Origin of the sequence: Candidatus Pantoea formicae, from assembly GCF_011752625.1 — a bacterium.
Lineage (GTDB): Bacteria > Pseudomonadota > Gammaproteobacteria > Enterobacterales > Enterobacteriaceae > Pantoea > Pantoea formicae.
Map to the genome: position 1 here is coordinate 247,353 of NZ_VWXD01000003.1, position 23,863 is coordinate 271,215.

Annotated in this window: 22 protein-coding genes and 1 pseudogene; 6 read left to right on the forward strand and 17 right to left on the reverse strand. The window is 53.9% G+C overall.

The features are described from left to right. Positions 1-98: 98 nt before the first annotated feature. The 3 genes from F3J38_RS09880 to F3J38_RS09890 all read right to left on the reverse strand — a co-directional run bounded on the left by F3J38_RS09880 (position 99) and on the right by F3J38_RS09890 (position 1,894). Positions 99-683, reverse strand: coding sequence for a helix-turn-helix domain-containing protein (locus tag F3J38_RS09880; protein WP_167137716.1), 585 nt, complete (start codon positions 681-683; stop codon positions 99-101). Positions 684-806: 123 nt separating this feature from the next. Further along, the gene (locus F3J38_RS09885) at positions 807-1,352 is read right to left on the reverse strand and encodes an NADPH-dependent FMN reductase (protein WP_167137719.1); all 546 of its coding nucleotides are present in this window, start codon (positions 1,350-1,352) and stop codon (positions 807-809) included. 80 nt (positions 1,353-1,432) lie between these two features. Then, entirely contained in the window at positions 1,433-1,894 is a 462-nt protein-coding gene (locus tag F3J38_RS09890) for a helix-turn-helix domain-containing protein (protein WP_167137722.1), read from the reverse strand. A gap of 488 nt (positions 1,895-2,382) precedes the next feature. On the opposite strand from F3J38_RS09890, the gene F3J38_RS09895 reads away from it, so the two are divergent. Further along, positions 2,383-2,592, forward strand: coding sequence for a DUF1471 domain-containing protein (locus F3J38_RS09895; protein WP_167137725.1), 210 nt, complete (start codon positions 2,383-2,385; stop codon positions 2,590-2,592). 195 nt (positions 2,593-2,787) lie between these two features. On the opposite strand, the gene F3J38_RS09900 is transcribed toward F3J38_RS09895, so the two are convergent. From F3J38_RS09900 to F3J38_RS09920, 5 genes are read right to left on the reverse strand one after another with little or no spacing between them, the layout of a single operon-like run. Then, positions 2,788-8,343: an ATP-binding sensor histidine kinase gene (locus F3J38_RS09900; protein WP_167137729.1), complete on the reverse strand. Its 5,556-nt coding sequence runs from the start codon at positions 8,341-8,343 to the stop codon at positions 2,788-2,790. Beyond that, positions 8,340-8,726 (reverse strand): response regulator transcription factor, encoded by a 387-nt coding sequence (locus tag F3J38_RS09905; protein ID WP_167137732.1) that lies wholly within the window; start codon positions 8,724-8,726, stop codon positions 8,340-8,342. Before F3J38_RS09905 ends, F3J38_RS09900 begins: the two co-directional genes overlap by 4 nt. A gap of 44 nt (positions 8,727-8,770) precedes the next feature. Then, positions 8,771-9,025: a DUF1427 family protein gene (locus F3J38_RS09910; RefSeq protein ID WP_167137735.1), complete on the reverse strand. Its 255-nt coding sequence runs from the start codon at positions 9,023-9,025 to the stop codon at positions 8,771-8,773. Positions 9,026-9,027: 2 nt separating this feature from the next. After that, positions 9,028-9,279, reverse strand: coding sequence for a DUF1427 family protein (locus tag F3J38_RS09915; protein ID WP_167137738.1), 252 nt, complete (start codon positions 9,277-9,279; stop codon positions 9,028-9,030). Between the two features lie 56 nt (positions 9,280-9,335). Further along, on the reverse strand, positions 9,336-10,028 hold the full coding sequence (locus F3J38_RS09920) for a hydrolase (RefSeq protein ID WP_167137741.1): 693 nt from the start codon (positions 10,026-10,028) through the stop codon (positions 9,336-9,338). Between the two features lie 343 nt (positions 10,029-10,371). On the opposite strand from F3J38_RS09920, the gene F3J38_RS09925 reads away from it, so the two are divergent. The 4 genes and pseudogenes from F3J38_RS09925 to F3J38_RS28105 form a co-directional block, all read left to right on the forward strand. Next, positions 10,372-12,249, forward strand: coding sequence for an amidohydrolase (locus tag F3J38_RS09925; protein ID WP_167137744.1), 1,878 nt, complete (start codon positions 10,372-10,374; stop codon positions 12,247-12,249). A gap of 5 nt (positions 12,250-12,254) precedes the next feature. Further along, the gene (locus tag F3J38_RS09930) at positions 12,255-12,677 is read left to right on the forward strand and encodes a DoxX family protein (protein ID WP_167137747.1); all 423 of its coding nucleotides are present in this window, start codon (positions 12,255-12,257) and stop codon (positions 12,675-12,677) included. Then, complete coding sequence (locus tag F3J38_RS09935) at positions 12,664-14,295, forward strand: MFS transporter (protein WP_167137750.1); 1,632 nt, start codon at positions 12,664-12,666, stop codon at positions 14,293-14,295. The genes F3J38_RS09930 and F3J38_RS09935 overlap by 14 nt, the downstream gene beginning before the upstream one ends. Positions 14,296-14,335: 40 nt before the next feature. Further along, positions 14,336-14,442, forward strand: a pseudogene (locus F3J38_RS28105) (alpha/beta fold hydrolase); the annotation flags it as partial. A 125-nt stretch (positions 14,443-14,567) separates the two neighbouring features. On the opposite strand, the gene F3J38_RS09945 reads toward F3J38_RS28105, so the two are convergent. Next, positions 14,568-15,293, reverse strand: coding sequence for a pirin family protein (locus F3J38_RS09945; protein WP_167137752.1), 726 nt, complete (start codon positions 15,291-15,293; stop codon positions 14,568-14,570). 141 nt (positions 15,294-15,434) lie between these two features. Beyond that, complete coding sequence (locus F3J38_RS09950) at positions 15,435-15,926, reverse strand: GNAT family N-acetyltransferase (RefSeq protein WP_167137755.1); 492 nt, start codon at positions 15,924-15,926, stop codon at positions 15,435-15,437. A 95-nt stretch (positions 15,927-16,021) separates the two neighbouring features. On the opposite strand from F3J38_RS09950, the gene F3J38_RS09955 reads away from it, so the two are divergent. Beyond that, the gene (locus F3J38_RS09955) at positions 16,022-16,960 is read left to right on the forward strand and encodes a LysR family transcriptional regulator (protein ID WP_167137758.1); all 939 of its coding nucleotides are present in this window, start codon (positions 16,022-16,024) and stop codon (positions 16,958-16,960) included. 51 nt (positions 16,961-17,011) lie between these two features. Here F3J38_RS09955 and F3J38_RS09960 read toward each other — a convergent pair whose 3' ends face one another. From F3J38_RS09960 to F3J38_RS09985, 7 genes are read right to left on the reverse strand one after another with little or no spacing between them, the layout of a single operon-like run. Next, positions 17,012-18,694, reverse strand: a complete 1,683-nt coding sequence (locus tag F3J38_RS09960) for an AMP-binding protein (RefSeq protein WP_167137761.1) — start codon at positions 18,692-18,694, stop codon at positions 17,012-17,014. After that, positions 18,675-19,937, reverse strand: a complete 1,263-nt coding sequence (locus tag F3J38_RS09965) for an MSMEG_0569 family flavin-dependent oxidoreductase (RefSeq protein ID WP_167137766.1) — start codon at positions 19,935-19,937, stop codon at positions 18,675-18,677. Before F3J38_RS09965 ends, F3J38_RS09960 begins: the two co-directional genes overlap by 20 nt. A 17-nt stretch (positions 19,938-19,954) precedes the next feature. Next, positions 19,955-20,245, reverse strand: a complete 291-nt coding sequence (locus F3J38_RS09970; RefSeq protein ID WP_167137769.1) for an MSMEG_0570 family nitrogen starvation response protein — start codon at positions 20,243-20,245, stop codon at positions 19,955-19,957. Positions 20,246-20,256: 11 nt separating this feature from the next. Then, positions 20,257-21,219 (reverse strand): sll0787 family AIR synthase-like protein, encoded by a 963-nt coding sequence (locus tag F3J38_RS09975; protein ID WP_167137772.1) that lies wholly within the window; start codon positions 21,217-21,219, stop codon positions 20,257-20,259. Continuing rightward, positions 21,219-21,779 (reverse strand): MSMEG_0567/Sll0786 family nitrogen starvation N-acetyltransferase, encoded by a 561-nt coding sequence (locus F3J38_RS27940; RefSeq protein ID WP_205298207.1) that lies wholly within the window; start codon positions 21,777-21,779, stop codon positions 21,219-21,221. The genes F3J38_RS09975 and F3J38_RS27940 overlap by 1 nt, the downstream gene beginning before the upstream one ends. A 9-nt stretch (positions 21,780-21,788) precedes the next feature. Continuing rightward, a complete protein-coding gene (locus F3J38_RS09980) occupies positions 21,789-22,898 on the reverse strand; it encodes an MSMEG_0568 family radical SAM protein (protein WP_205298208.1) in 1,110 nt (369 codons plus the stop codon). Beyond that, on the reverse strand, positions 22,858-23,859 hold the full coding sequence (locus tag F3J38_RS09985) for a Nit6803 family nitrilase (RefSeq protein ID WP_167137775.1): 1,002 nt from the start codon (positions 23,857-23,859) through the stop codon (positions 22,858-22,860). Before F3J38_RS09985 ends, F3J38_RS09980 begins: the two co-directional genes overlap by 41 nt. Positions 23,860-23,863: the final 4 nt, after the last annotated feature.

Sequence of the window (23,863 nt, forward strand, 5' to 3'; positions counted from 1 at the left end):
TTTACGGTCGTCACTTTAATTTAAGTCTGGCCGTAAATAATGCAGTACTTCATCGTGGGCCTTATCTGTTAATGATGTGATATCTCATTCATTTTCAGCTAATTATTGAGCTGCGGGTTAATCAGCATTTCAATCATCTCAACCCATTTTCGTTCATCACTGCTGAATTTCTTCCTGATCACCGCTGGCGTATATCCGGTAATGCCTTTAACGGTGCGTGTAAATGAGGCCTGGCAGTTAAATCCATTTTCAACAGCCACTTCAAGAATGCGTTTATTACTGCTTATCAGCAAAAAAGTGGTATTAATGACGCGACGAATACGGACATATTCATAAACGTTAAGACCGGTTAATTGCAGGAATTTTCGCTGAAAATGCCAGACGGAATAGCCACTCTTCTCGGATATGCGTTCTACCGACAGGTTTTGATCAAGATTTTCTTCAATCCATTGGATCATCTGCTGGATAACCGAAAATACCACTCCATCGCGCAGACCTAGGTGGGCAGAGGGACCACCGCTAATAAGAATATCTTTTCCGTCAGACCGCAGCGCAGGTATCAATACATTTAGCGTGATTTTGTTGTTTATTAGGCTGACGCTGACCACGGGTTTTGGTGCGAGAAAGCGTTGAAGATAGACCATAGATTTCACTGTTGATGGAACAGCTTCAGTCTGTGACATAATTTTACCTGCCTGAAGATGACGCTCGCGGTACAACCGCAAACCTAATTCGGCGAATAACTTCAGCCTGATATGTATTTAAAATGCGGGGCATTAACCACCCCGCGCTGCAATGAACAATTATTAACGGGCAAAGTCTCTGAATGCCGTCAGCTGGCGCGATAGAAACTGGCGGGTTGATTCATCGGTCAGGATGCCGTCTGTCACCTTCTCACTCACCTCGCCAATGATCGCTTCGGGTTTGTTCAGCAGACGCGCATCAAAGTAACCGAGGATCTGGCGCAGGTGGATCTGCGCGCGAACGCCGCCCAGTTTGCCCGGCGATGCGGACTGAATCAGTACCGGCTTTCCGGCGATGGGTTGAGGTGACACGCGTGAGAGCCAGTCCAGGGCATTCTTCAGTACGCCCGGAATGGAGTGATTGTATTCCGGTGTGATAATGATGAGGCCATCAGCCTTTAGAATGCTTTCGGCCATTGCTAACACTTCGGCTGGAAAGCCCGCGGCTTCAGTGTCCGTGCTGTAATGGGGGAAAAGACCCGGTGAGCCCAGATGTTCAAAGATAACGCCTTCAGGTGCCAACTCTGGCAGCGCGTTGGCAATGGCCGCATTAAATGATCCCACACGCAGGCTGCAAGTAAGCGTGACGAATTTCAGAGTTTGATTCATGGTGATCCTCAGATTAATCGGTCTCAGTGCTTATCAGCACCTGTTCTGCAATAGCAATTTATTTCTAAGCTTTTATACTTTTAATTTTGATGATTTAGCTTTTCAAAGAAAAGCCAGTCAAATTCATGCTGAATGTCTTTTGTTAGGGTTCTGAATATCCCTTCTCGGCCTGAACAATTTTTACGGAATGTGGTCGGCGAGACCTTAAAATAGTATTTAAACGTTCGACTGAAATTTTGCTGACTGGAAAAACCATTTTCGATGGCAATGTCGATGATTTCCTTTTCAGAGAAAGCCACTGAAAACGCCGCTCTGACAATTCGTCTGATTCGGATATAGGTCGCCAGATTAATTCCGGTCTGTTTACGGAATACACGCTGGAAGTGCCAGTGCCCATAGCCACTGCGTTCAGTCACGTTTCTTATTCTTATCGATTCGTCAGACAGGTTTGCTTCGATCCAGGGAAGAATATCCTGGATAACGGCACCCATTATCTTACCGCGTGCCGTTTCCATCTTCTGATCAGGGTTAAGGGTTGCCATCAATTTTCCCATTAAAGCCAGCTCATAAAGATACGCGCACGCATCAGTTAAGTAGGCGTGCCTGAGTGTCATTTATGGAAAGATTATCGGGTGAATATTCCAAAAGTGGAAGTTATACAAAGGGATAGTTATACCAACAGATAGTTATACTAAGGGATAATTGCCAAACCCACGTTCATGATAACCATCATGTCAGGTGAGATTATTCTTTATAAAAAACCACAGGATTATCATATTCATGAGTTTTGTGCTGACCGCTGGCAGATAAGGTCAGATGGTGAAATGATAAAAATATTCGTCACTCCCCTCAAATTTCACCGTCCTCCCCCATTCGAATCACAACCTGTTACAAGCCCATTCAAAGACGTTCAGTTTTTTTGATTTAATTCACCACAAAGCATGTATTTTCTTAACCCTGCCACCCGCATAACATTCATCACATCGAGGTGAAACGCTTCAAAACAAAAATCTCAATTAAGGAAAAGACCATGAAAAACATCAAAAATATCGTTGCTATTACCGCTCTTACTCTGGTTTCGTTCTCTGGATTCGCACAGAGTGTGACGGCCAGCGGCACCACACTGGATGCGGCCGAGGCACAGATTGCGTTGAAAGCTAAACAGGCGGGAACTTCATACAAAATAACCAGCGCGCGTTTTACCAACGGCGCTTATATGTCAGCAGAGCTGGTGAAATGAATTTGAAGGCCGCAGACACCTTAAAGTCTGCGGCCATTAAGAAAGGAGATAGCTATGAATACATTGAAAACCTGCATTGTGCTGATTGTCATTGGTCTGTTTATGCTGGTCATGAAAAAAAGTGAAAAACCGGCAGTCTGAGCCAACTGATTAAAACGGCAGATTTAAATTTCAGATGCTTTGTTATATCACCTGTTAGCGTTCCACAGGCAAGGTGAACCAGAACCGGCTGCCCCCTTCTCGACGATTTTCTGCGTGCAGCTCGCCGCCATGACGCTTAATGATTTCATGACTGATAGTCAGCCCCATTCCCATACCTTCCGATTTGGTGGTGTAAAACGAGTCGAAGATTTTACCAATCACCTGCTCTGACATACCTGTGCCGTTGTCAGTCACCTCTAAACGGATGATATTGTCGTGTGGCTGTGAAGAGGCAATGATCAGGTTTCGGACGCCTGGATTTTCGCACATCGCATCAATCGCATTGATGACCAGATTGAGTAATACCTGCTGAATCTGCACGTTTTCACAGAAAATTTCGTCATTAACCGCCGCTAAATTCAGTTCCAGAGACACATATTGGCGTTCCAGTTCCAGACGGGACAATACGATAATATCCCGTACAATGTGGTGTAATTTAGCCGGCGCGAACTCAGTAATCTGGTTACGTGTTAGTGACTGTAGGCCGCGGATAATATTCCCCGCACGCTGGCCTTCGCGAATGATCTCATCCAGACTTTTACAAGCATTTTCCAGATGGGCAGTGCCTCGCTTCAGCCAGCGCTGGCTTGCGCCCGCATTGGCCACAATGGACATAAGTGGCTGATTGATTTCATGGGCGATTGAGGCGGTAAGCTGCCCCACTGTGGTCGCGCGAGCAACGCGGGCAAGATCAGCCTGCGCGATCCTGACGGCATCTTCGGTTTGCCGCAGTGAGGTGATATCGGTGAGAGTACCAAAATATTCAGCGACTTCCGGCCAGTTTTCGTTGGGTTCCCCAATCCCCTTTATATATCGGCATTCCCCGTCATCGCGAACGATGCGGAACTCTGCCTGCATCACATCCCCACTCCTCGCCCAAGCGTCAATTTTAGCTCTCAAGCAGGGAAGATCGTCAGGATGCACCCGGCTCTGAAACTCAGCCATTGAAGTCGTGATTTGATGATCGGGCAGCCCCATGATGCGCTTATATTCATCAGAGATGTACTGAATGTCGGGTTCGATTTGCCAGTGCCACGTACCGGTATTGCTGATTTTTTCACCTAGCATCAAGGATGTCTGGCTGGCGCGAAGCTGTTTTTCAATTTTCCGCCGCTGGATGTTTTCCTCAAGCAGTTCAGCATACAGCCGAGCCGTTTCCAGCGACACGGCCGCCTGGGCACCCAGCATCGAAACGATCCTGGAATGATCGGCCGTAAACACATCTGGCATCAAACGGTTTTCCAGATAAAGTACGCCAACCATCTGTGCCTGGCGGAACATTGGAACGCACATCACCGCTGCGCCCGACGCGACCAGATAATTATCCTGGCTAAACGGGCTGAACACCTCTGGTTTCCCGGTGCGTATCTCCTGACCGGTGCGAATAACCGCAGACAAGACGGAAAGTGGCAGATCGGTGGCAACCGGCAGCTCTTGAACAATTTTTACCTTCACGCCCTCTGCTGTGGTGGAAGCCCGCGCCTGAATTTCCGGAATGTTGCCGTCAATCAGGCGTATCAAGATACAGTGCTGCGCGCCAGCCCTTTCAACCAGCATCATCATCAGTATGTGGATTAGCCGGTCGAGATTGATCTCTTCCGTCAGCGCGCGCATGGCGGTTACCATGCTCTGCAGATCGCCGATAACGGCACTTTGTTCAAACGACACCGTACTTAGCGCCATCTGAGAGGAGTGGCTCGCCAATGCTGGGTACTGCGTCTCTAGCTGATGAACTTTTGCCCCTGCTCCCCAGCGATCCCATGCGGCGATAGCCCCCTTAATGTAACTATCTCCGGCAAACGGCATATTTCTGGCATACGCCATACGTGCAGCCAGCTCACAGGCCAGTCCATTGATGTGCGGAAATTGCCCATCACGTGACAACGTAACGGTCTTTTCAAACAGCTCGAAGGCCTGAGCCACATCACCTTCAAGGCGACACAGTTCTGCACGCAGCAGCGTCTCTTTATCTGAAAACGTTTTGGTATTTTCATTAGACCAAGTCACGATGCGCTCAAGATGAGGCTGCAGCTGCAACCTTAACTCCTCTGTCATGGTTCCCGATGTCAGCGGCACCGTTAGCGACAGTGCGCTGTAGAGATGGTAATCAAGCATGTGAACATGGCCGGGGATAAACGCAGTGAAGGGTTCGGCCTCCTTAAACCAGTGATAGGCAGCGGCATATTCACACGCAAAGAAATGCGCCATGGCCTTATACAGCCGTGACCAGAACTGCATCAGGTAGATGGGCTCAACGGCATGTTCAGGCTTCACCACCTCGAGCATCGGTGTCAGAAAATTATCGCCACTAAACGTGCCACTACGCGGCTTTCTCAGGAACAGAACATAGTCCAGCTGCATGCCGAGGATTACTTCCACGTCCCGATACTGCGACTTTCTGACATACAACATCCCGCGCATGATTGAGGTGTGTACCCCATCAAGATGATCGCCACGGGCAAGATAATTCATGATCAGATGACGCAGTGCCAGACAGGCAGACGTCCTGTCGCCTGTTTCAACACCAACGTCAAACGCCGCTTTGGCCCGCTCAATGGCATAACTCAGCGGCATCGTCCAGACGCTGACCTGATCGAGCGGCAGCAGCGTTCGCGCTTTAAAGCTGACGAAATCATGTTTGTAGACCAGCTCGCGTGCCAGCAATGCACTGGCAAAACCACGGCTGTACTCATCGTATTGATCGCCGCATACCACGCCATACCAGGAGAGCGCCAGCGTGGAGGCTCCCGTCAGGCCACGCGCCATCGACAGGTGCAGCAGCCTGCACAGGATCATAAAGTGCAGGCGAGGATTGATAAACGCAGCAAAGGTGCTGGCGCTCGCCAGCAAGTTCATGACGGCTTCGGTATTTTTACACTGAACCAGATCGAGTGACCGAAAACGGGTATAAGGATTCTTGCCCACGTCATCTTTAAGGACTATCCGCGCCGCATCACACTCTTCCTGGGTCGGGTTACGGTTCAGCTGGATGCCAAAAACCGCCAGCCAGGCGAGCGCCGTTTCCAGTGCAAGCTTACTGTCCGACTGGCGCATATGAATCTCGGCAATCAGGCAGGCCGCCTCGGCTTTATCCGCTACCTCACCGGGTGATGACTGGATGCGAGCACTCAGTTCCAGCGCGGAAGGCAGATTCCCGTTGAGGAATTCGCACTCCGCCTCTTCAAGCAGATACTCACTGGCTTCCGTGATGCCTACGTCTTCATTCAGTAAGCGGATGGCCTGGAGGTAGCGCAGTGCTGATACGTAGTCCCCGCTGGTTTTAGCGCGTCGGCTGGCCTTGAGCAATAGCTGGCAGAAGCCGTCGGTGTCGTGTGACAACAAGGTTAGGTTTTGCACCGACAGCAGGTGATGAGCCGCGCTGAACAGCGAGGCGCTGGTAAGATCCCGCGCAGACTCCCGCATGTAATACCGCGTCGCATCGTAATGAAAGGCATCTTTATCTTCGTGCTCGAACAGCTCAATCGCAGCCTCATGCATGCTGTCGTGCATGAAGGCATAAGTGGTCTCATTCAGCGTAATGAACCGGGCAGACACGGCTGGCATCAGTGAAAGGGAGATGTCCTGAACGGGAACTGAGGTCATATCGCTCAGTACTCCCAGTTCACCGGTACTGCCAAGGGAGGCAATCTGACCCAGTAGCTTGCGGGTCGGCAGAGGCAGAGAGGACAGATTTTGTATTACGCTGGCTGCGACATTTGCCGTGTAGTGGCGGTTTCTGATCGCTTGTGAATCATACGCCCATCTAAACGGATCATTGTAGGTAATCAGCCCCTCACTGACCGCCTGCCGGAAAAATTCGTGGGTCGCGAGCGGATTACCGGCCGTCTTCTCATGAATAAGCTGCGCAAGCTCAGCAGTCGCCGCTAGGCGGGTATGAAAGCGCCCCGCCAGCCAGCCTGCAATATTTTTTTCAGACAAGGGCTCAGGCGTCATATCCATAATGCGTACCGCACTGGCGCGAATACGTTTTAGATTGGCGGCAATCGTGGGACAGGGCAATGAAGCACTGTCGAGGTGCGTGATGACCAGAAGCAGAGGGATCTCCTCGCTCAGGCTCAGAAGATTTTGTAGCAGATGCAGCGTGGCCTGATCCGCCCAGTGAACATCATCAAGCAGGATAACCAGAGGGCGCCCTGGCGCAGTAAAGGCCTTGACCAAGCTGCAGGCCACCAGGTTAAAACGCTCTTTGGCATCACGGGTATGAGAGTGGGTCGGCACCAACGCTTTCTGATTCAGCAGAATGCCCAGTTCAGGGACCAGGTTCACGGCCAGCCCCGCATACTCACCCAAAATGCGTGCGATGTGCGTTTTCCAGCGCGTCAATTCCTGTACCGGAAGTCCGAGCACGTGCAGTGCCAGCGATCTAAAGGCGCTGGTAAACACTGCATAAGGAATAACGGGAGAATGCTGGTCAGCCTTAACAAGGGTGATCAGTGCTTTTTTACTGCGCAGTAGCTTGAGCGACGAGGCTAACAGGGATGATTTCCCCGCCCCTGGTAAGCCATCGATCGCAACCAGACTGTGTTTGCCACTGCGACTGACTTCGTCGAACGCGGCCAGAATGTCGGTTGCTTGCGCATGGTCAGCAAACAGCGTATCGGTGGCGTAATTCTCCGGTGGTGCATCCTTCACCCCAAGGGAGAAAGGCTCGATAATGCCGTCCGGCATCAGGGTGGCGGCACAGCGACGCAGATCGGCCAGCACTCCTTCAGCCGTCTGGTAGCGATGCTCGGGAGATTTATTCAACAGTCTAAGGATGATCGATGACAGCACCACCGATACGTCCTTACGCAGCAGATGAGGTGGAGACGCTTCGGAAGCAATGTGGTGATGTACCCATTCAGCCTGTCCTCCATCAGCACTGCCATAAGGCAGTTTTCCGGTCAGAAGCTCATAAAGCACAATGCCAAGGCTGTAGAGATCGCTGACGCGGCCGACGGGATGAGAAGAACGGGACGTATGCTCAGGCGACATATAGGCCAGCGTGCCGCCCGCCACTGGCAGACGTGGCTGCTGAAGCAGATCGTTATAAACGGCCGACAGGCCAAAGCCGCCAAGGCGAACAGTGCCGTCGTCACTGAAAAAAAAGTTCGAGGGTTTAATATCCCCGTGCACCAGTCCCTGCTGATGCGCCAGGCTGAGCGTGGTGCAGAGCCTGGATGCACGGCTCAAAAACTCATGCATGCTGCCTGGCGGCATGCAGAGCACGTCTGCCAGCGTCCGGTAATTGAATGCCCGATAAATCAAGGCATAACGGCCCTGATAATACGTCTGTTTTTGCGGCTTAAGCGACCAGTTATCGGAGAGCATGGCACGCAGAGCAAATTCGTTTTTTAACAGTTGCGTGACCTGAAATATTGACTCCTCATTGCCTGCGGTGGCGAGCACAAAAGTTGCGCCGGAGGAGGCTTGCCGACCCAGGAACCAGTCAATGTTTCCCTCCTGTACCAGCGGACTGAAGGTCATATCCTCAGCCAAGACGATTTCATCATGGCTGTCGAAGCCAAATGTCTGCGATTCCGTGCTCATGGACGGGCAGCCCCTGAGGAGAAAGCCTCATGGATATGTTTAAACAAGGTATCGATGTCGATAGGCTTAGGCAGAAACGCAATCGCGCCCAGGTTAATGGCATACCACAGCATGTTTTCATCTCCGTTTCCGGAAATAATAATACCCGGCGGGTTCTTAATCCGCCGGGTCAGATTGATGAAAAGCTCAAACCCACTCATGCCCTTCAACTGAACATCAATGATAAAAAGCGCAGCATTTGCTATCGCGGCTTCATCACTAAGAAGAGATTCTGCTGATTCGAAGGCTTCGGTCTGATAGCCTTCAGAACGAAGTAAATTGGTCAGACCACTGCGAACAGAACCTTCATCATCGACGACGACAATGCGCTGCGACAGCTGCATGCTGATATCCTTAAATAAAGCTCAGGCCTGTTTGAGGCACATCCTTAGGAGGTCTTGTCACCTGAGGGCGGAGGATTATCGCCAATCTTATGGTGATAGTCGTGGCGAAACCAGTGCAGGTTCACCGGCTGGCGATTGATCAGTCTCTTGACCAACGGAATGAGATGCTCACCAATTTGCATGCCTAACAGGCCAACCAGCGCAATGATCGGTGGCGCTGGCGAGTTAACGTCAAGCACCGCGTAAATCAGGCCAGCGAGTATACCGACAGCCAACGAAACAGAATAGGTTTTCAGCATGTTCAGCCCGCCTGTCTGGCAATAGGTTGTGATGAGGCAGGTTGCTGCACGGCAACAGACTGAGTCTGGCCGTTAGAAGGAACTCGGGCTGAAACCTCGTTGTAAAGCAGTTTACCACCCAACGTGCTGCCAATGACCATACCCAGCAGCCCAACCAGCGCCACGGCCGGCGGCGCGGGCGACTGGACTTTAAGCAGCGAGTAGACCAGACCGATCAGCGCGCCCGCCCCCAGAGAAATCAATAAAGGACTCATGGGTCCTCCTTATAAAAATAACCGTCCAGCCCTCAGAGCCGGACGGTTAAAACAGATTAACGAACTTTCGCAGGAACCGGTGCCAAGGTGCGGTGCTCGCTCTTCTGGCGTGATGGTGCTTTGTGAACCATGGTGTAAGCGTAATCCACACCGATGCCGTAAGCACCTGAGTGCTCTTTCGCAATATCCATCACGGCGGTGTAAGTATCTTTGTGTGCCCAGTCACGCTGCCACTCCAGCATCACCTGCTGCCAGGTCACCGGGATCACGCCAGCCTGGATCATGCGCTGCATGGCATAGTCGTGTGCTTCTTTGGTGGTGCCGCCAGAAGCATCAGCCACCATGTAAATTTCATAGTCGCCTTCCAGCATGGCGCACAGTGCAAAGGTGTTGTTGCACACTTCAGTCCACAGGCCAGAAACCACCACTTTTTTCTTACCGTTAGCCGCCAGTGCATCACGGACTTTCTGGTCATCCCAAGAGTTCATTGAGGTACGCTCAAGAATGTCCTGGCCTGGGAACACGTCCAGCAGTTCCGGGAAAGTGTTACCGGAGAAGCTTTCGGTCTCAACGGTGGTCAGTACAGTCGGGATGTTGAAGACTTTGGCCGCTTTAGCCAGCGCAACGACGTTGTTTTTCAGCACCTGACGGTCAATTGACTGAACGCCAAAAGCCATCTGCGGTTGCTGGTCGATAAAGATGATCTGGCAGTTCTGCGGCGTCAGTACTTCAAGTTTACGATTGGTCATGTCATAGCCCATTGAGGTTAGTGTTGCTAAGTTCCGAGGAACGATTAAACGACGTCAATTGACAGCATTCCTGACGACCGAATAGCGCCATGTTTGTGTCGCTGTTCCGGTGGTTAGCTGTCTGATCGCAGTCTAGGAACCTTTTTATTTTCAGACCATTATCTCTAGGTATAGCTATACCAACGTATAGCTATACCAAGGTATACATATCCCTTTGTATAACTAGACGCTCTCCAGAACTCCTGATCATAATTCCGCCATCCCAATATCCTGCTGTCATAGCGGGGCAATTAGTGTTCGCAGTCTTCATGGCTGTTCCGGACAACTCATATCAGGAGATCCTATGGTTACCCTTGGCAAAGCCGACGTCATTCTCACCAATGGCCGATTTCATACCGTCGATCGTGCAAATCCGATCGCCGATGCGGTCGCCATCCGCGACGGCAAGTTTCTTGAAGTAGGCAGTCTGGCAGAAGTCATGCAGCACCATTGTGAAGGCACAAAGGTCATTGACCTGAAGGGCCACACGGCTATTCCCGGCCTGAATGACTCGCACCTGCACCTGATTCGTGGTGGCTTGAACTACAATCTTGAGCTGCGCTGGGAAGGCGTGCCTTCTGTCTCAGACGCGCTGCGTATGCTGAAAGAGCAGGCACTGCGTACCCCTTCACCGCAGTGGGTGCGCGTGGTGGGTGGCTGGACCGAGTTTCAGTTTGCCGAGCGCCGCATGCCGACGCTGGATGAAATCAATGAAGCAGCACCGGATACACCGGTTTTCGTGCTGCATCTGTATGACCGCGCCCTGCTCAACCGTGCCGCACTGAAAGTCGTAGGCTATACGAAAGACACCCCTAACCCTCCGGGTGGTGAAATCCAGCGCGACAGCAATGGCAACCCGACCGGCATGCTGATTGCCCGCCCGAACGCTATGATCCTGTACGCCACGCTGGCAAAAGGTCCGAAATTACCGCTTGAGCAGCAGGTCAACTCGACTCGTCAGTTTATGCGTGAACTGAACCGCCTTGGCCTCACCAGTGCGATTGATGCAGGCGGCGGCTTCCAGAACTACCCGGAAGACTATGAAGTGATTGCCGAACTGCACGAGAAGAAGCAGATGACGATCCGCATCGCTTACAACCTGTTTACCCAGCGTCCAGGTCATGAGCTCGAAGATTTTGAAAAGTGGACGGATATGCTTACTCCTGGTCAGGGAAGCGATTACTTCCGCCACAACGGGGCCGGTGAGATGTTGGTGTTCTCCGCCGCCGACTTCGAAGACTTCCTTGAGCCGCGTCCGGATCTGGCGCCAGGCATGGAAGATGAACTGGAACGCGTGGTGCGCCACCTGGTCGAGCATCGCTGGCCATTCCGTCTGCACGCCACCTACGATGAATCAATCAGCCGCATGCTGGACGTATTCGAGAAGGTCAACCGCGACATTCCGTTTAACGGCCTGCACTGGTTCTTCGACCACGCTGAAACCGTCACGCAGCGCAACATCGACCGTATCAAAGAGCTGGGTGGCGGTATCGCCGTACAACACCGTATGGCGTTCCAGGGCGAATATTTTGCTGAGCGTTACGGCATTGAAGCGACCCGTCATACGCCACCGGTGGCGCGTATGCTGGAAACCGGTGTGCCGGTGGGTCTCGGTACCGATGCGACGCGCGTTGCCAGCTATAACCCATGGACCGCGCTTTACTGGCTGGTCTCTGGTCGTACCGTGGGCGGGATGCAGATGTATGACGTCAACGCCCGTCTGGACCGCGATACTGCCCTGATGCTGTGGACTCAGGGCAGCGCCTGGTTCTCCAGCGAGCAGGGTAAAAAAGGCCAGATCATTGCCGGCCAGCTGGCGGACATGGTGGTGCTGAGCAAAGATTACTTCAGCGTACCGGAAGAGGAGATCAAAGGTATTGAGTCGGTGCTGACTCTGGTCGACGGCAACATCGTGTATGCCGCAGGCTCATTCAGCAGTGAGGCGCCGCCGTCAATTCCAGTATTGCCTGAGTGGTCACCGGTAGTGAAAGTACCGGGTCACTACCGCAGCGCACCGCCAACCGCGCAAACCCGTGTGGGCATGCAGCAGATGCCGCACCAGTGCAGCGGCCCGTGCGGCGTGCACAGCCATTCGCACGATATTGCGCGTGGCGCCAACATGCCGGTATCCGAGGAGAACGCCTTCTGGGGCGCGCTCGGCTGCAGCTGCTTCGCGTTCTGATAGACATGAAGCGTTTATTCTCTCAGCCGCCCCGCATTGATGCGGGGCTGTTCTTCCTGCGCCTCACTGGCTGCCTGCTGTTACTGCACGTACACGGCCTGCCGAAAGTGTTTCATTTCAGCGAAGAACTGACGCGTATCGAGGATCCCTTTGGCCTCGGTCCTTACATGAGCTTGCTTCCGGCTATATTTGCCGAGGTGATCTGCCCGATTTTCATTCTGATCGGCGTATTTACCCGTTTAGCCTGCCTGCCGATCATTGGCGTGCTGCTGGTTGCGATGGTGTTTGTTCATCCTGGCTGGAGCATTGCAGAAGGCCAGTTTGGCTGGCTGCTGCTGATTATCTTTACCACGCTGGCCATCACCGGGCCGGGTCAGTGGCGCCTCGGTGCCAGCAGACAAAGTGAGGTACGCCATGGCGCAGGTTAATGACATCAATGACGTGACGCAGGATGAGGAGATCATTCCTGCGCCTGACACGTCGGCCTCGCCCTGGCAACCCTTGCAGCAGCCGGTGTTCCGCATGCTGTGGATTGCCACTGTGGTGTCCAACATTGGTTCCTGGATGAATGATGTTGGCGTCAACTGGACCATGCTGACGCTCAGCGCCGATCCGCTGAACGTCGCGCTGGTTCAGGCGGCCGCCAGCCTGCCGATGTTCCTGTTTGCCCTGCCCTCTGGCGTGCTGGCCGACATCATCGACAGACGAAAATATCTGCTGTTCTCTCAGCTGTGGGTGTTTATCGCTGCGGCGGGCCTGACAGTCCTCTCCTATACCGGACATGTCACGCCGCTGGTACTGCTGATTGCCGCTTTCCTGATGAGTGCAGGTGCCGCCATGAGCTCACCGCCATTCCAGGCCATCGTGCCTGATTTGGTCGACAAGAGTGAACTGGGTCCCGCCATTGCACTGAACTCGCTGGGCATCAATATCAGTCGCGCCATCGGTCCGGCGCTGGGTGGTCTGATCCTGTCGTTTGCCGGGCCGTGGATGGTGTTCATGCTCAATGCACTCTCCGTGTTGGGCGTGGCCTGGGTTCTCTATCGCTGGAAAGAAGCCCCCAGCGTACAGCGCCTGCCGCCGGAGCATTTTTTCTCCGCCGTGAAGGCAGGCGTCCGCTACGTTCATGCTGCTCCGGTACTGCGTAACGTACTGGTGCGTACGGTGGCCTTCTTTGTGTTCGGCAGCGCTGGCTGGGCACTGCTGCCGCTGGTTGCCCGCCGTGAGCTAGGACTGGGGCCAGGTGGATACGGCATCATGCTGGCCTTTATCGGCGTCGGTGCTATTTGCGGTGCCGTGCTGCTGCCCCGCCTGCGTAAGCGTTTTAATGCCGATCAGCTGATGGTGCTGGCGAGCCTGCTATTTGCTGTGACGATGCTCGCGCTGGCGTTTATCCGCCATTTCTGGCTACTCAATGCGTTCGAGTTTTTCACTGGTTTTGCCTGGATAGCCGTGCTTTCCACGCTCAACTTGGGGGCTCAGCGCAGCGCGGCTAAATGGGTAAAAGCGCGCGCACTGGCGGTTTACCTGACGGTCTTTTTTGGTTCTATGACCGTAGGTAGCGCTGTCTGGGGACAACTGGCCTCTCGCTACAGTATTCCTGTTTCACTCTGCGTCGCCACCGTCGGCATGGCACTGGCCTGCCTCACCGTATTGCGCTGGCGTCTCGATAAAGATCCTGACCTGAATCTGGACGTCAGTGAAACGGGCGAAACGGTTCCGGTGCTGGATATTCATCACGATCGTGGGCCGGTCAGGGTGAGCTATGAATATCAGATCCGCCAGCAAGATGCGCACGACTTCATTGTCTGCATGCAGGACATGCGCCGCGTGCGCCGTCGCGGTGGAGCCATCAACTGGGCGGTTTATGAAGACATTCTCCAGCCCGGCATCTTCGTTGAGACGTTTGTTGTGGGTTCCTGGATGGAACATCTGCGCCAGCTTGAGCGTTACACCATGAACGATCAAAAAATACAGACCCGGGTTTATGCCTTCCATCAAGGGGAGCAGATGCCCGTCGCACGCTATCTGGTTGCACCTGAGTAATGAATAAGTTCACTCAACGGCAAGGTAAACGCCATGTGAAGGTGCACAGCTGAAGGTCTATGACAATGCACCGCACGGCTTTTCGGTGAAACATGCTGATCAGCTGAAGCCGATCTGCTGGCGTTCCTGAAATCGCTGCAAGCATAAAAAACTGAAGCATAAATTAGCCGGCCCTCGTGGCTGGACATAAAAAAACAGCCACACATCACTTCATGGCTGTTTAAGAGAAGACTAAGGGATTTGACCGGCTTTTCAGCCGGTCTTTTTTAGGCTTATCGCGTTGGGTGGTTAACCTCGATCGGACGCAGGTCGAACAGCAGCACTTCTGCTTCCTTTCCGTCAGAGAATGTCAGTTCACTTTCATGACGGACCCGAGCTCCATCTCCTTCACTGAAAGTTATCCCATTTACCCTAATACTGCCCCGTGCAACATGGATGTAGGCGTAACGGTTTTCCGGCAGTGTGATTGTCTGCTGTTCACCCCCATCAAACAGTCCGGCATAAATGCGCACGTCCTGCTTTATTTTCAGTGAATCCTCTGCACCATCCGGCGAAATGATGAGTTTGAACTGTCCGCGCTTCTCCCCATCCGCGACGCTCACCTGCTGATAGCCTGGCGTCGTGCCCTTTTCAGCGGGTACCACCCAGATCTGCAGGAAGTGAACCCCTGCTTCTTTTGAGTTGTTGAACTCACTGTGAGTCACCCCGGAGCCTGCGCTCATGAGCTGAACATCTCCCGGGACGATAACGGAACCGGTGCCCATCGAATCCTTGTGAGCCAGTGACCCGTCCAGCACATAGGAGATGATCTCCATGTTGCTGTGTGGGTGAGCACCAAAACCACGTCCGCCTGAAACCCGGTCGTCATTGATGACTAAGAGGTCGGAGAAACCGGTCTGTTTCGGGTCCCAGTAATTCGCAAAAGAAAACGTGTGACGTGAGCGTAACCAGCCGTGGTCGCCGAGTCCGCGGGCGTCTGAGAGTCTTTGTTCGATCATGATGGTCATCTCCATTATTGATTGTTGGGAGCGAGTATTCGCTGCCGATGGAGCAAAATTAACGTAAACAAAATCGACCATCAATGGCGCATAAATGTAATTACTGTCTCAATTCAGTGGACAATAAATAGCAGGCAAACCCTATGAGTTAATGACCTGCGACGCGAACCTTTCCAGAGCCGGACCATCCAGTCGATATCGCACCCATTCATTCAGAGGGAGCGCATCAATACTGTTGTAAAAATCTTTGGCTGATTTATCCCATTCCAACGCATTCCATTCGATGCGGCTGCAGCGTCTGCTGACAGCCATCTGAGCGATAAACTGAAGCATCGCCTTTCCCGCTCCCCGTCCCCGGTAATCAGGCGTGAAGTACAGATCATCCATGTTCAGGCTATGCCGACCTAGCCAGGTGGAGTAGCTTTGAGAAACAACCGCATATCCAGCGACAATGCCCTCTATTTCGCAAATATAGGCTTCGGCATTGGTGTCTTCAGCAAACAGAGTGGTCCTAATCTCCTCCACGCCGGGAATGGCGTCGGGTGGTGCTTCTCGGTAAACCGACAATCCATTGATCATATTGTAAATAGCATCGGTATCGTCCGGGACCGCTTTCCGGATAGCCACACTCATAAACGTGTCTCTGCCATGCGAGGTTTGAAGGTTGTCATGATAATCGGTATCTTAAAATGAATTAAGTGCAATAAAATCAATGGAAGGTGAATTTCATGCATCATGTTTTGCGGCGTCTTGACCTCAATCTTTTGCCGGTTTTCGATGCGGTATACCGACATCGCTCCGTCCGACTGGCCGCCGTTGAACTGTCCATGAGCACCTCTGCACTTAGCCATGCCCTGACGCGACTTCGCGAATTCTTAAAAGACCCGCTGTTCTATCGTGAGGGGCATAAAATGTGTCCCAGCGTTTATGCAGAAGAGCTCGCGCCACACATTGCACAGAGCCTGTGTGCACTCAATCAGCGGCTCAGCCCGGTTAAGCCATTTGACCCATTAAACAGCAGCGAGAGCTTTCGTATCGCGGTGACGGATTACACCGCGTTCTGCGTGTTTCCTGCCTTGATGGGGGAGATTGAAAAAATGGCCCCCAACATACAGTTTGAACTGTGCCATTTGCCGAACAACCCGGCGCTGAATGAATTGCTCGCGGGTGAAGTGGACCTGGCATTGGGATTTAGTGAACCGGATGATGCAAGCCATCAGGATCTGGATGAGGTGGAACTGTTCAACGATGAATTTATCGTGATCGGCAGCAGTCGCCGCCAGAGTCTGACGCTGGATGAATATCTCGCCGCCGGTCATCTGGTTGTCACTCCGTGGAATGAAAAAAAGGGGTTGCTTGATACCCACTTAGGGCATCTTGGGCTGGAACGCCGAATCGTTCTTAAAACCCCCTCAATGCTGAGTTCACCACACATCATCGCCAAGAGTGATCTGCTGATGGCCATCCCTTCCTACGTCGCGGGGCAGATTGCTGCGATGGCGGACGTGAATAGCTTCAAATTACCCTTCTACGCCCCACCCTTTACGGTAAAAATTTATTCTCATAAACGCAGCGGAAAGAAATCATCGACTGACTGGCTCAAGGGTGTCATCTCCCGGAGCATCAAAGATCAGATAATTTCTGAATCTAGAGTCATAAACGCATAAATCTGACAGGCATGAAACCGATATCAACACACGTGCTGAGTGGAGTAAAAGTCAATCCAGCAACATCCGCCGAAGGAATTTTCCGGAAAAGGTTTTAGGTAGTTGATAGCGAAAGTGAATCCGCCGTGGTAAAGCATGGCGACCACAGCGCTCCACCAGCCTTTTCCGGATTTCTTGCTTAAGCAATGCTTGCTGTGTCGAGGTTAATGCCTCTGTGACCACAAACAACGCGACCATCTCGCCAAGCAATGGATGAGGCGTCCGATTGGCGACCACTTCCACCATGCCAGGTAAACCACTCAGCGCATTCTCCACTTCAGCGGTTGCCAGCCTTTTCCCCCCAATATTGATCACGTCATCCATGCGGCCCTGAATGACAATCACACTGTCCTGCTTGATGGCACAGTCGTGCGTGGCATAACACCACTGACCTCGATGTTGTAACCAATAACGCTGGTCGTGCTGGGTGTCGTCTTGCCACAACGTCAGCATTGCTCCTGGCCCTAGGGTGTTTTTGATTATGAGCATGCCGGTTTCGCCTTCTGGGCTGGCTTCACCATTGAGCGGATTAATGACCTCCACGCTACGCGAAAATACCGCACTCAGTTTCGTCCCCTGGCCTGCCAGCAGCGGCCAGCCTGATTCCGTTTGCCAGTAATGGTTTTCACAACTTACCGCCATCACATCTCGCACCCACGTCTCAGTTGACTCATCCAGGGGTTCTCCGGCCAGATACAATGTGCGAAGCGATGTCAAACTGGCTCGCGGTGGTCCCTGCCGCCGTGCGAGTCGGATAGCACCCGCGATGGTGAGCATACGGGTAATGCCCAGTTCTGCGACCATGTGCCACCAGTTCTGGCCTGGCGCATTAACCGCACTGCTTTCACACATCACCGTGGTTAGACCCGCCAGCAGTGGTGCGTAAATACCGTAACTGTGTCCGGTCACCCAGCCTACATCAGCCGAGGTGAAGAAAACCTCATCATCCGCAAGATGAAAAAGATGGCGCAGGCTGGCTAGCAGCGCCACGGCATAGCCTCCTGTATCGCGCACAATCCCTTTAGGTACACCGCTGGTGCCGGAGGTGAACAAGATATGTGACGGCTCACTGGAAGAGAGCCACACACAAGGGACATGCCTGTCCATATGTAGCGCCAGCTGCTGTACATAAGCGGCAGAGGCGGTATCCACAACCCGCATGTTCTCTGCTGTGGAGGGAATAGTAGGCAACGATTCTCGACCACGACTGTCGCTATGATGAAGGAATAATGCAGGCGTACAAGCCTGAATACGCTGTGCAAGCGCTTCACTGGTGATTGAAGAATAAACCACCACATGAATCGCCCCGAGGCGTGCACAAGCTAACATCGCCACCGCAGCCAGCGGCGTCATGGGCAGTGCGATTAACACGCGATCGCCCTGCCGGATCCCCCACTCGGTCATCAGGCTGCTGAGTGCGTTGACCTGTTGCCATAACTCGCGATAGCTCAATTGATGCGTCTCACCGCAAAAGTCGCGATGGATGATGGCACACCGATCCGCTCGCAGTGCCAGATGGCGATCGAGCGCGTTGAAGCATAGGTTGGTCTTTCCTTCAGAAAACCAGCGGCGACGAGGTCCACTCTCAACGAACTCAACCACCTGTTCGAAGGGATGCTGCCAATGGAGTTGTTGCGCTTCTTGTTGCCAGAAGTCCCGGTCCAATCCTTCACTCTCAGCGTCGGCTGTCAACATAGGTAGCCTCCGGCTCAGCCATTTTCCGAGCGTGCTGTTCAATACTCTTCGCAATCCATAGCGCATCCTCCCCAACACCCTCGAAACGTCCCGATCCCCACGTCCACAACCAGGGTAAACCGAGGAAATAGAGACCCGACTGCACCGAAACACCTCGGGTATGGCTGGGATAGCCTTTTTCATTGAAGGCTGGCGCCTCAATCCAGCTAAAGTCAGTATGAAAACCAACTGCCCAGACGATAGCGCTGATGTTGGCAAGATCGACAGCACCCGGCTGGTGTTCCGGCTGCCAGAGCGGCTGGTAAGGCTGTTCTTCCGGTGCCTGAAGACCCTGTTGTTCAATCCAGGCATCGATACTGTCCTTAATTTTTTTCGAGGTCGCATCTGCGCCGTCGAGGTTGGCTATCAGGTCGTCAGCGGTGAGAAGCTTACCGTCCTGATAGCCCAGCAAACGTCCATATAGCTGCATGCCCTGCAGCGCAAACGCGCGCAGATCAATATCCCTTCCCCCATCCCGCCCGGTGACATAGTGGTTGGTTTTACGCCGTGCATCCTCGCCCAGCGGATGGTTGTCCACGGTTAAACGGTAGTGGCCCATATCATCCAGCCAGTCAACCACATCGCGTCCGCGATAAAAGCGTGCCACGCGCGGTGCGCTCCCCACACACAGATGCACGCGACGCCCTGCAAGGTGCAAATCCTCAGCAATTTGCGCGCCAGACTGTGCCGATCCTACGACCAGTACATCCCCTTTTGGCAGTTGCTGCGATGATTTGTACTCAGCGGAGTGCACCTGCACGATACGCTGCGGCAGTTGCTGAGCAATGTCAGGAAAGCGTGGCCGGTGGTAATTTCCCACCGCAATGACCACCTGCTCAGCCTGAATGGTCCCCATTGAGGTGTGTAAGGCAAAACCATCAGCATGTTGCGTGACACGCTCGACGTTGACCCCTTCGTAAAGGGGCGCATTAAAGCTCTGCGCGTAGCGTTCAATGTAGGCCACGATGTCATCGCGCAGCATGAACCCGTGCGGATCGTCGCCGTCATAAGGAAACCCCGGCAGCTTACATTGCCAGTTTGGTGTCACCAGGCAGAAATTGTCCCAGCGCTGATGACGCCAGGCCCAGGCAAGTTGATGGCGTTCCAGCACAATATGCCGGATATTTTTCTGCGTCAGACTCCAGCTCATGGCGAGCCCTGCCTGCCCGCCGCCAATAATGACCACAGGATAGTGATGGTTCATGGTGTTCTCGCTTGTTGTCAGGCCGGGATCGGGGTGATGGTTTCGACAATGACCCGCTGCTCAGCACTGAACTGCTGTGCTTTGAGCGAGATCGCGGCTGACTGGTCCATGGCGCTGGAGCAGAAATAGCCAAACTTCGCTTTCACCCGATCGCTGGCTTCATCCAGGGCTCGGGTGGTGACGGTGACAAACTCTTCCAACGTATAGGGATGATTGACCTGCAGGTGTTTCTCAATCGCCGTAGAAGGCGAATAGCAGGTATCTTTGCTGCCGTCGGGCCAGCAAACAACAAAATGCATCGCAGGCATTGCTCGCTCCTTTAGTGATTTGTCATGCCGGTTAGCGGCTGTTGAGTCAGATCCCAGTAGCAGGCGCGCTGCTGCTGGAGTTGCATCATGAGTTGTTGATTGATGGTGAATTTTCCCACCGCCGCACAGGCAACATCGCAGGCTTCAAAGCGTTGCTGGACGGCATCACAATGCTCAGCCTCCACCGCCAGCAGAAAACCAAAGCTTGGAAATGCACACAGCCATTGCTCCAGCCCCACCTCATCTGGTCGGGGTATCTGGGCCAGATCGATTTCCGCGCCCAGCCCTGCACTTTCCAGCATCATCACCAGCGTGCCCGCCAACCCAGCCTGACTGATATCTTTTGCTGCATGTACCTGACCTGATGCAGCCAGTTCAGGCAACAAGCTCAGCGTCCGCCTTAATGCTGCAGGATCGGCGTCAGTGGCGGCATCCCAGTTCAGGCCGGGTGGATGCCAGCGCCCGTGTAAATTGATCGCCACCATCAGCGTCTGACCGGGGCGCACCGCAAAGCTGCTGAGTGGATGAGTGGTCTCTCCCAGTACCGCCACCGCCAGCTGCGGCTGTTCACTGCGCAGATTGGTGTGTCCACCCACAATCGGCACCTGCCAGGCGCGTGAAGCCGCCGCCATGCCTTGCAGAATCTGCTCTGCATGGGGTAAATCGTCATCCCAGAGTGCATTGACGATAGCCAGCGGACGCCCTCCCATCGCGGCGATATCACTGAGGTTCACCATGACGCCACACCAACCCGCAAACCAGGGATCTTCCGCGACGAAGTGATTGATAAACCCCTCCATCGCCAGCAACTTAAAGCCCGTCCCATCCGGGATCAGCGCGCCGTCGTCGCCGTTCGCACAAGGCGCAGGCCAGGCTTCGCGTAGCTGGCGTGCCACCGTCTGAATGTCTTTTTTGTGCGCGAGGCCGCTATAGCTGTGCAACCGTGTTATCAGCGCGGATAAATCCTCGTTCATCACGCAACTCCCGTCAGAAAGGTTGGCAACGCCGCGGTGCGCTGTCGGGTTGCAGTGTGAATAACCATGCCGCTGTGCGGATCGTGACAAGGTGGATAGAAGGTTAAGTCAGCCTGCATGCGCGCATGGCGCACACCACGCAGATCGAGCCAGTCGAGCGTTTGCCAGTGCATACGCCGGAACAGCGGTTCGTTCTGATGCTGTACCTGGGCATAAAATGCCTGACACCCCAACGCATGCGCGCTGCATACTGCTAAACGGATAAGCGTCGGTCCGAGCTGTCCTTGTCGACGATAGGCGCTGTCCACAGCCAGCCGCGATCCTACCCAGATCCCCGGTTCTGGCTGATGAATACGCACCGTGCCGACCACTTCATCGTGCCAGCCAGCCACGCTACCGAGTGCCACCAGCAGGCGCGCTTCGCTGTCAATGTCATCACGATCGTCGCCGACGAAAAGCCCCTGCTCCTGGCAGAACACACGTTGACGCAGCGCGTACGCCTGCTGACGTTCCCAAGGCAGAGTGACCCATTTGATGGTGTATCCCGCGTAGTGATTCATCGGCGCTCCTCAGGCTATCGCCTGTTCAAAGCTGGACAGCGAAGAACAGGCGCCGCAGCGGCCGCAGCCTGCTTTGATATCACGCGAACGCAGATTCGCGCCGTTCAGCATCTGTCCGAGGGGTTGCAGGATTGACGCCATGAAGGCACTGTCCGGTGCAGCGTGGTGTTCCAGCGGGGTGCCGCTGATGGGAACAAAAGGCACCACGAACGGGTAGACGCCCAGATCGATGAGTGTTTCCGACAGCGACAGTATCGCCTCGGGGGTATCACCCAGCCCGGCGAGGATATAGGTGCTGACCTGACCACGGCCAAACACCTCAACGGCATCAGCAAAGGCGATCAGATACTGGTCAACGCTTACCTGCGCCTTGCCCGGCATAATGCGTGCGCGCACTGCTGGCGTTACCGCTTCGAGATGCATCCCCAGCGCGTCAATACCGGCATCCTTCATACGCCGGAACCAGACGGCATCGCCCGGTGGTTCGCACTGCCCCTGCAAAGGAAGATCCACGGCCGCTTTAATCGCTTCGGCACTTTCAACCAGGATACGCGCACCACGATCGCTCCCCGAAGGGGTTCCGGTGGTCATCACCATATGCTTAACACCATCCAGTTCTACCGCTGCTTTGGCGACTTCCGCGAGTTGCTGCGGCGTTTTACGTGCAATGGTGCTACCCGCGGCCAGCGACTGGCCAATGGCGCAAAACTGGCATGCTTTGGCGCGATTTTCGTAACGAATACAGGTTTGTAACACCGTAGTGGCCAGCACATCGGTGCCATGTAGGGTGGCAATCTGCGAATAGGGAATACCCTCTGCCGTCTGCCGATCGTAGAAGCGCGGTTTATGGGCAATGCTGATCTCCTTCACCGGGATATTCAGGTTGTAGAGACGGGTTGCGCCCGATGATTCATGCTTCACTTGCCAGGGTGAACGGTGTGCAGAATGGGTATAAATCGGCACCATCACCGTAACACCGTCGATATTCATCGCCTGATGATCCGAAGGGCCCGCGCCGCCATGGCGACTGACGTGCTCCTGCTGTGGATTAATCACCTGTACACCTTGCGTCAATAACTCAGTGATCAATTGCTGGCGTGAAGTGGGTACGTTCTGCATCGCGCTCTCCTTCGGTTTCAGACTCGATACTGTGAGGAATGACATAACGCGCAGGCGTATCATCCAGCCGCAAACTCAGTAGTTCCGGACGTGCGTAATGACCGACGGAATCCATCATGCGTTTACGCTTGGTAATCAGCGCCATATCCAAATCGGCCACCAGAATGCCTTCTCCTTCCGTTAGCGGCGTCACCAGATGGCGCCCTTCCGGCGAGATAATGGCGGTGTTACATCCGCCTCGTAGCCCCTTCTGTAGGGCCGGGTCGGCGGTCAGCTCATTAATCTGTGCTTCGGTCAGCCAGCCCGTGGCATTAATCACGAAGCAGCCTGACTCCAGCGCGTGATGGCGAATCGTGACGTCCATCTGTTCGGCAAAAATGGGCCCGACCAGCGATCCCGGAAACTGGCTGCAGTGGATCTCTTCGTGTTGTGTCATCAGGCTATAGCGGGCCAACGGGTTGTAATGCTCCCAACAGGCCAGCGCGCCAACGCGACCTACGCGCGTTTCCGCTACCTTTAACCCTGAACCGTCGCCCTGCCCCCAGATCATGCGTTCATGGTAGGTCGGGGTAATTTTGCGCCGCTTCAGCACCAACTCCCCGCTGGCATCAAAGACCAGCTGTGTGTTGTAGAGCGTGCCGTAATCGCGCTCATTCACCCCCAGTACCACCACCATATTTCGCAGGCGCGCCCGCTCCCCCACGGCATGGGTAATGGGGCCCGGTACGACCACCGCCTGCTCGTAAAGCTTCAGGTGTGCAGCGCCAGCGGTCATCGCCGGGGTGATGAACGAGAAATAGGGGTAATAAGGCACAAAGGTTTCGGGAAACACGATGATTTCAGCCCCCTGCGACGCGGCTTCATCAATTGCCTCCAGAACACGGGCCAGCGTTTTGCTGGCCTCATGGAGATCCGGGGCAATCTGGGCTGCAGCGGCGCGAATAATGCGAGATCCAGCCATGATG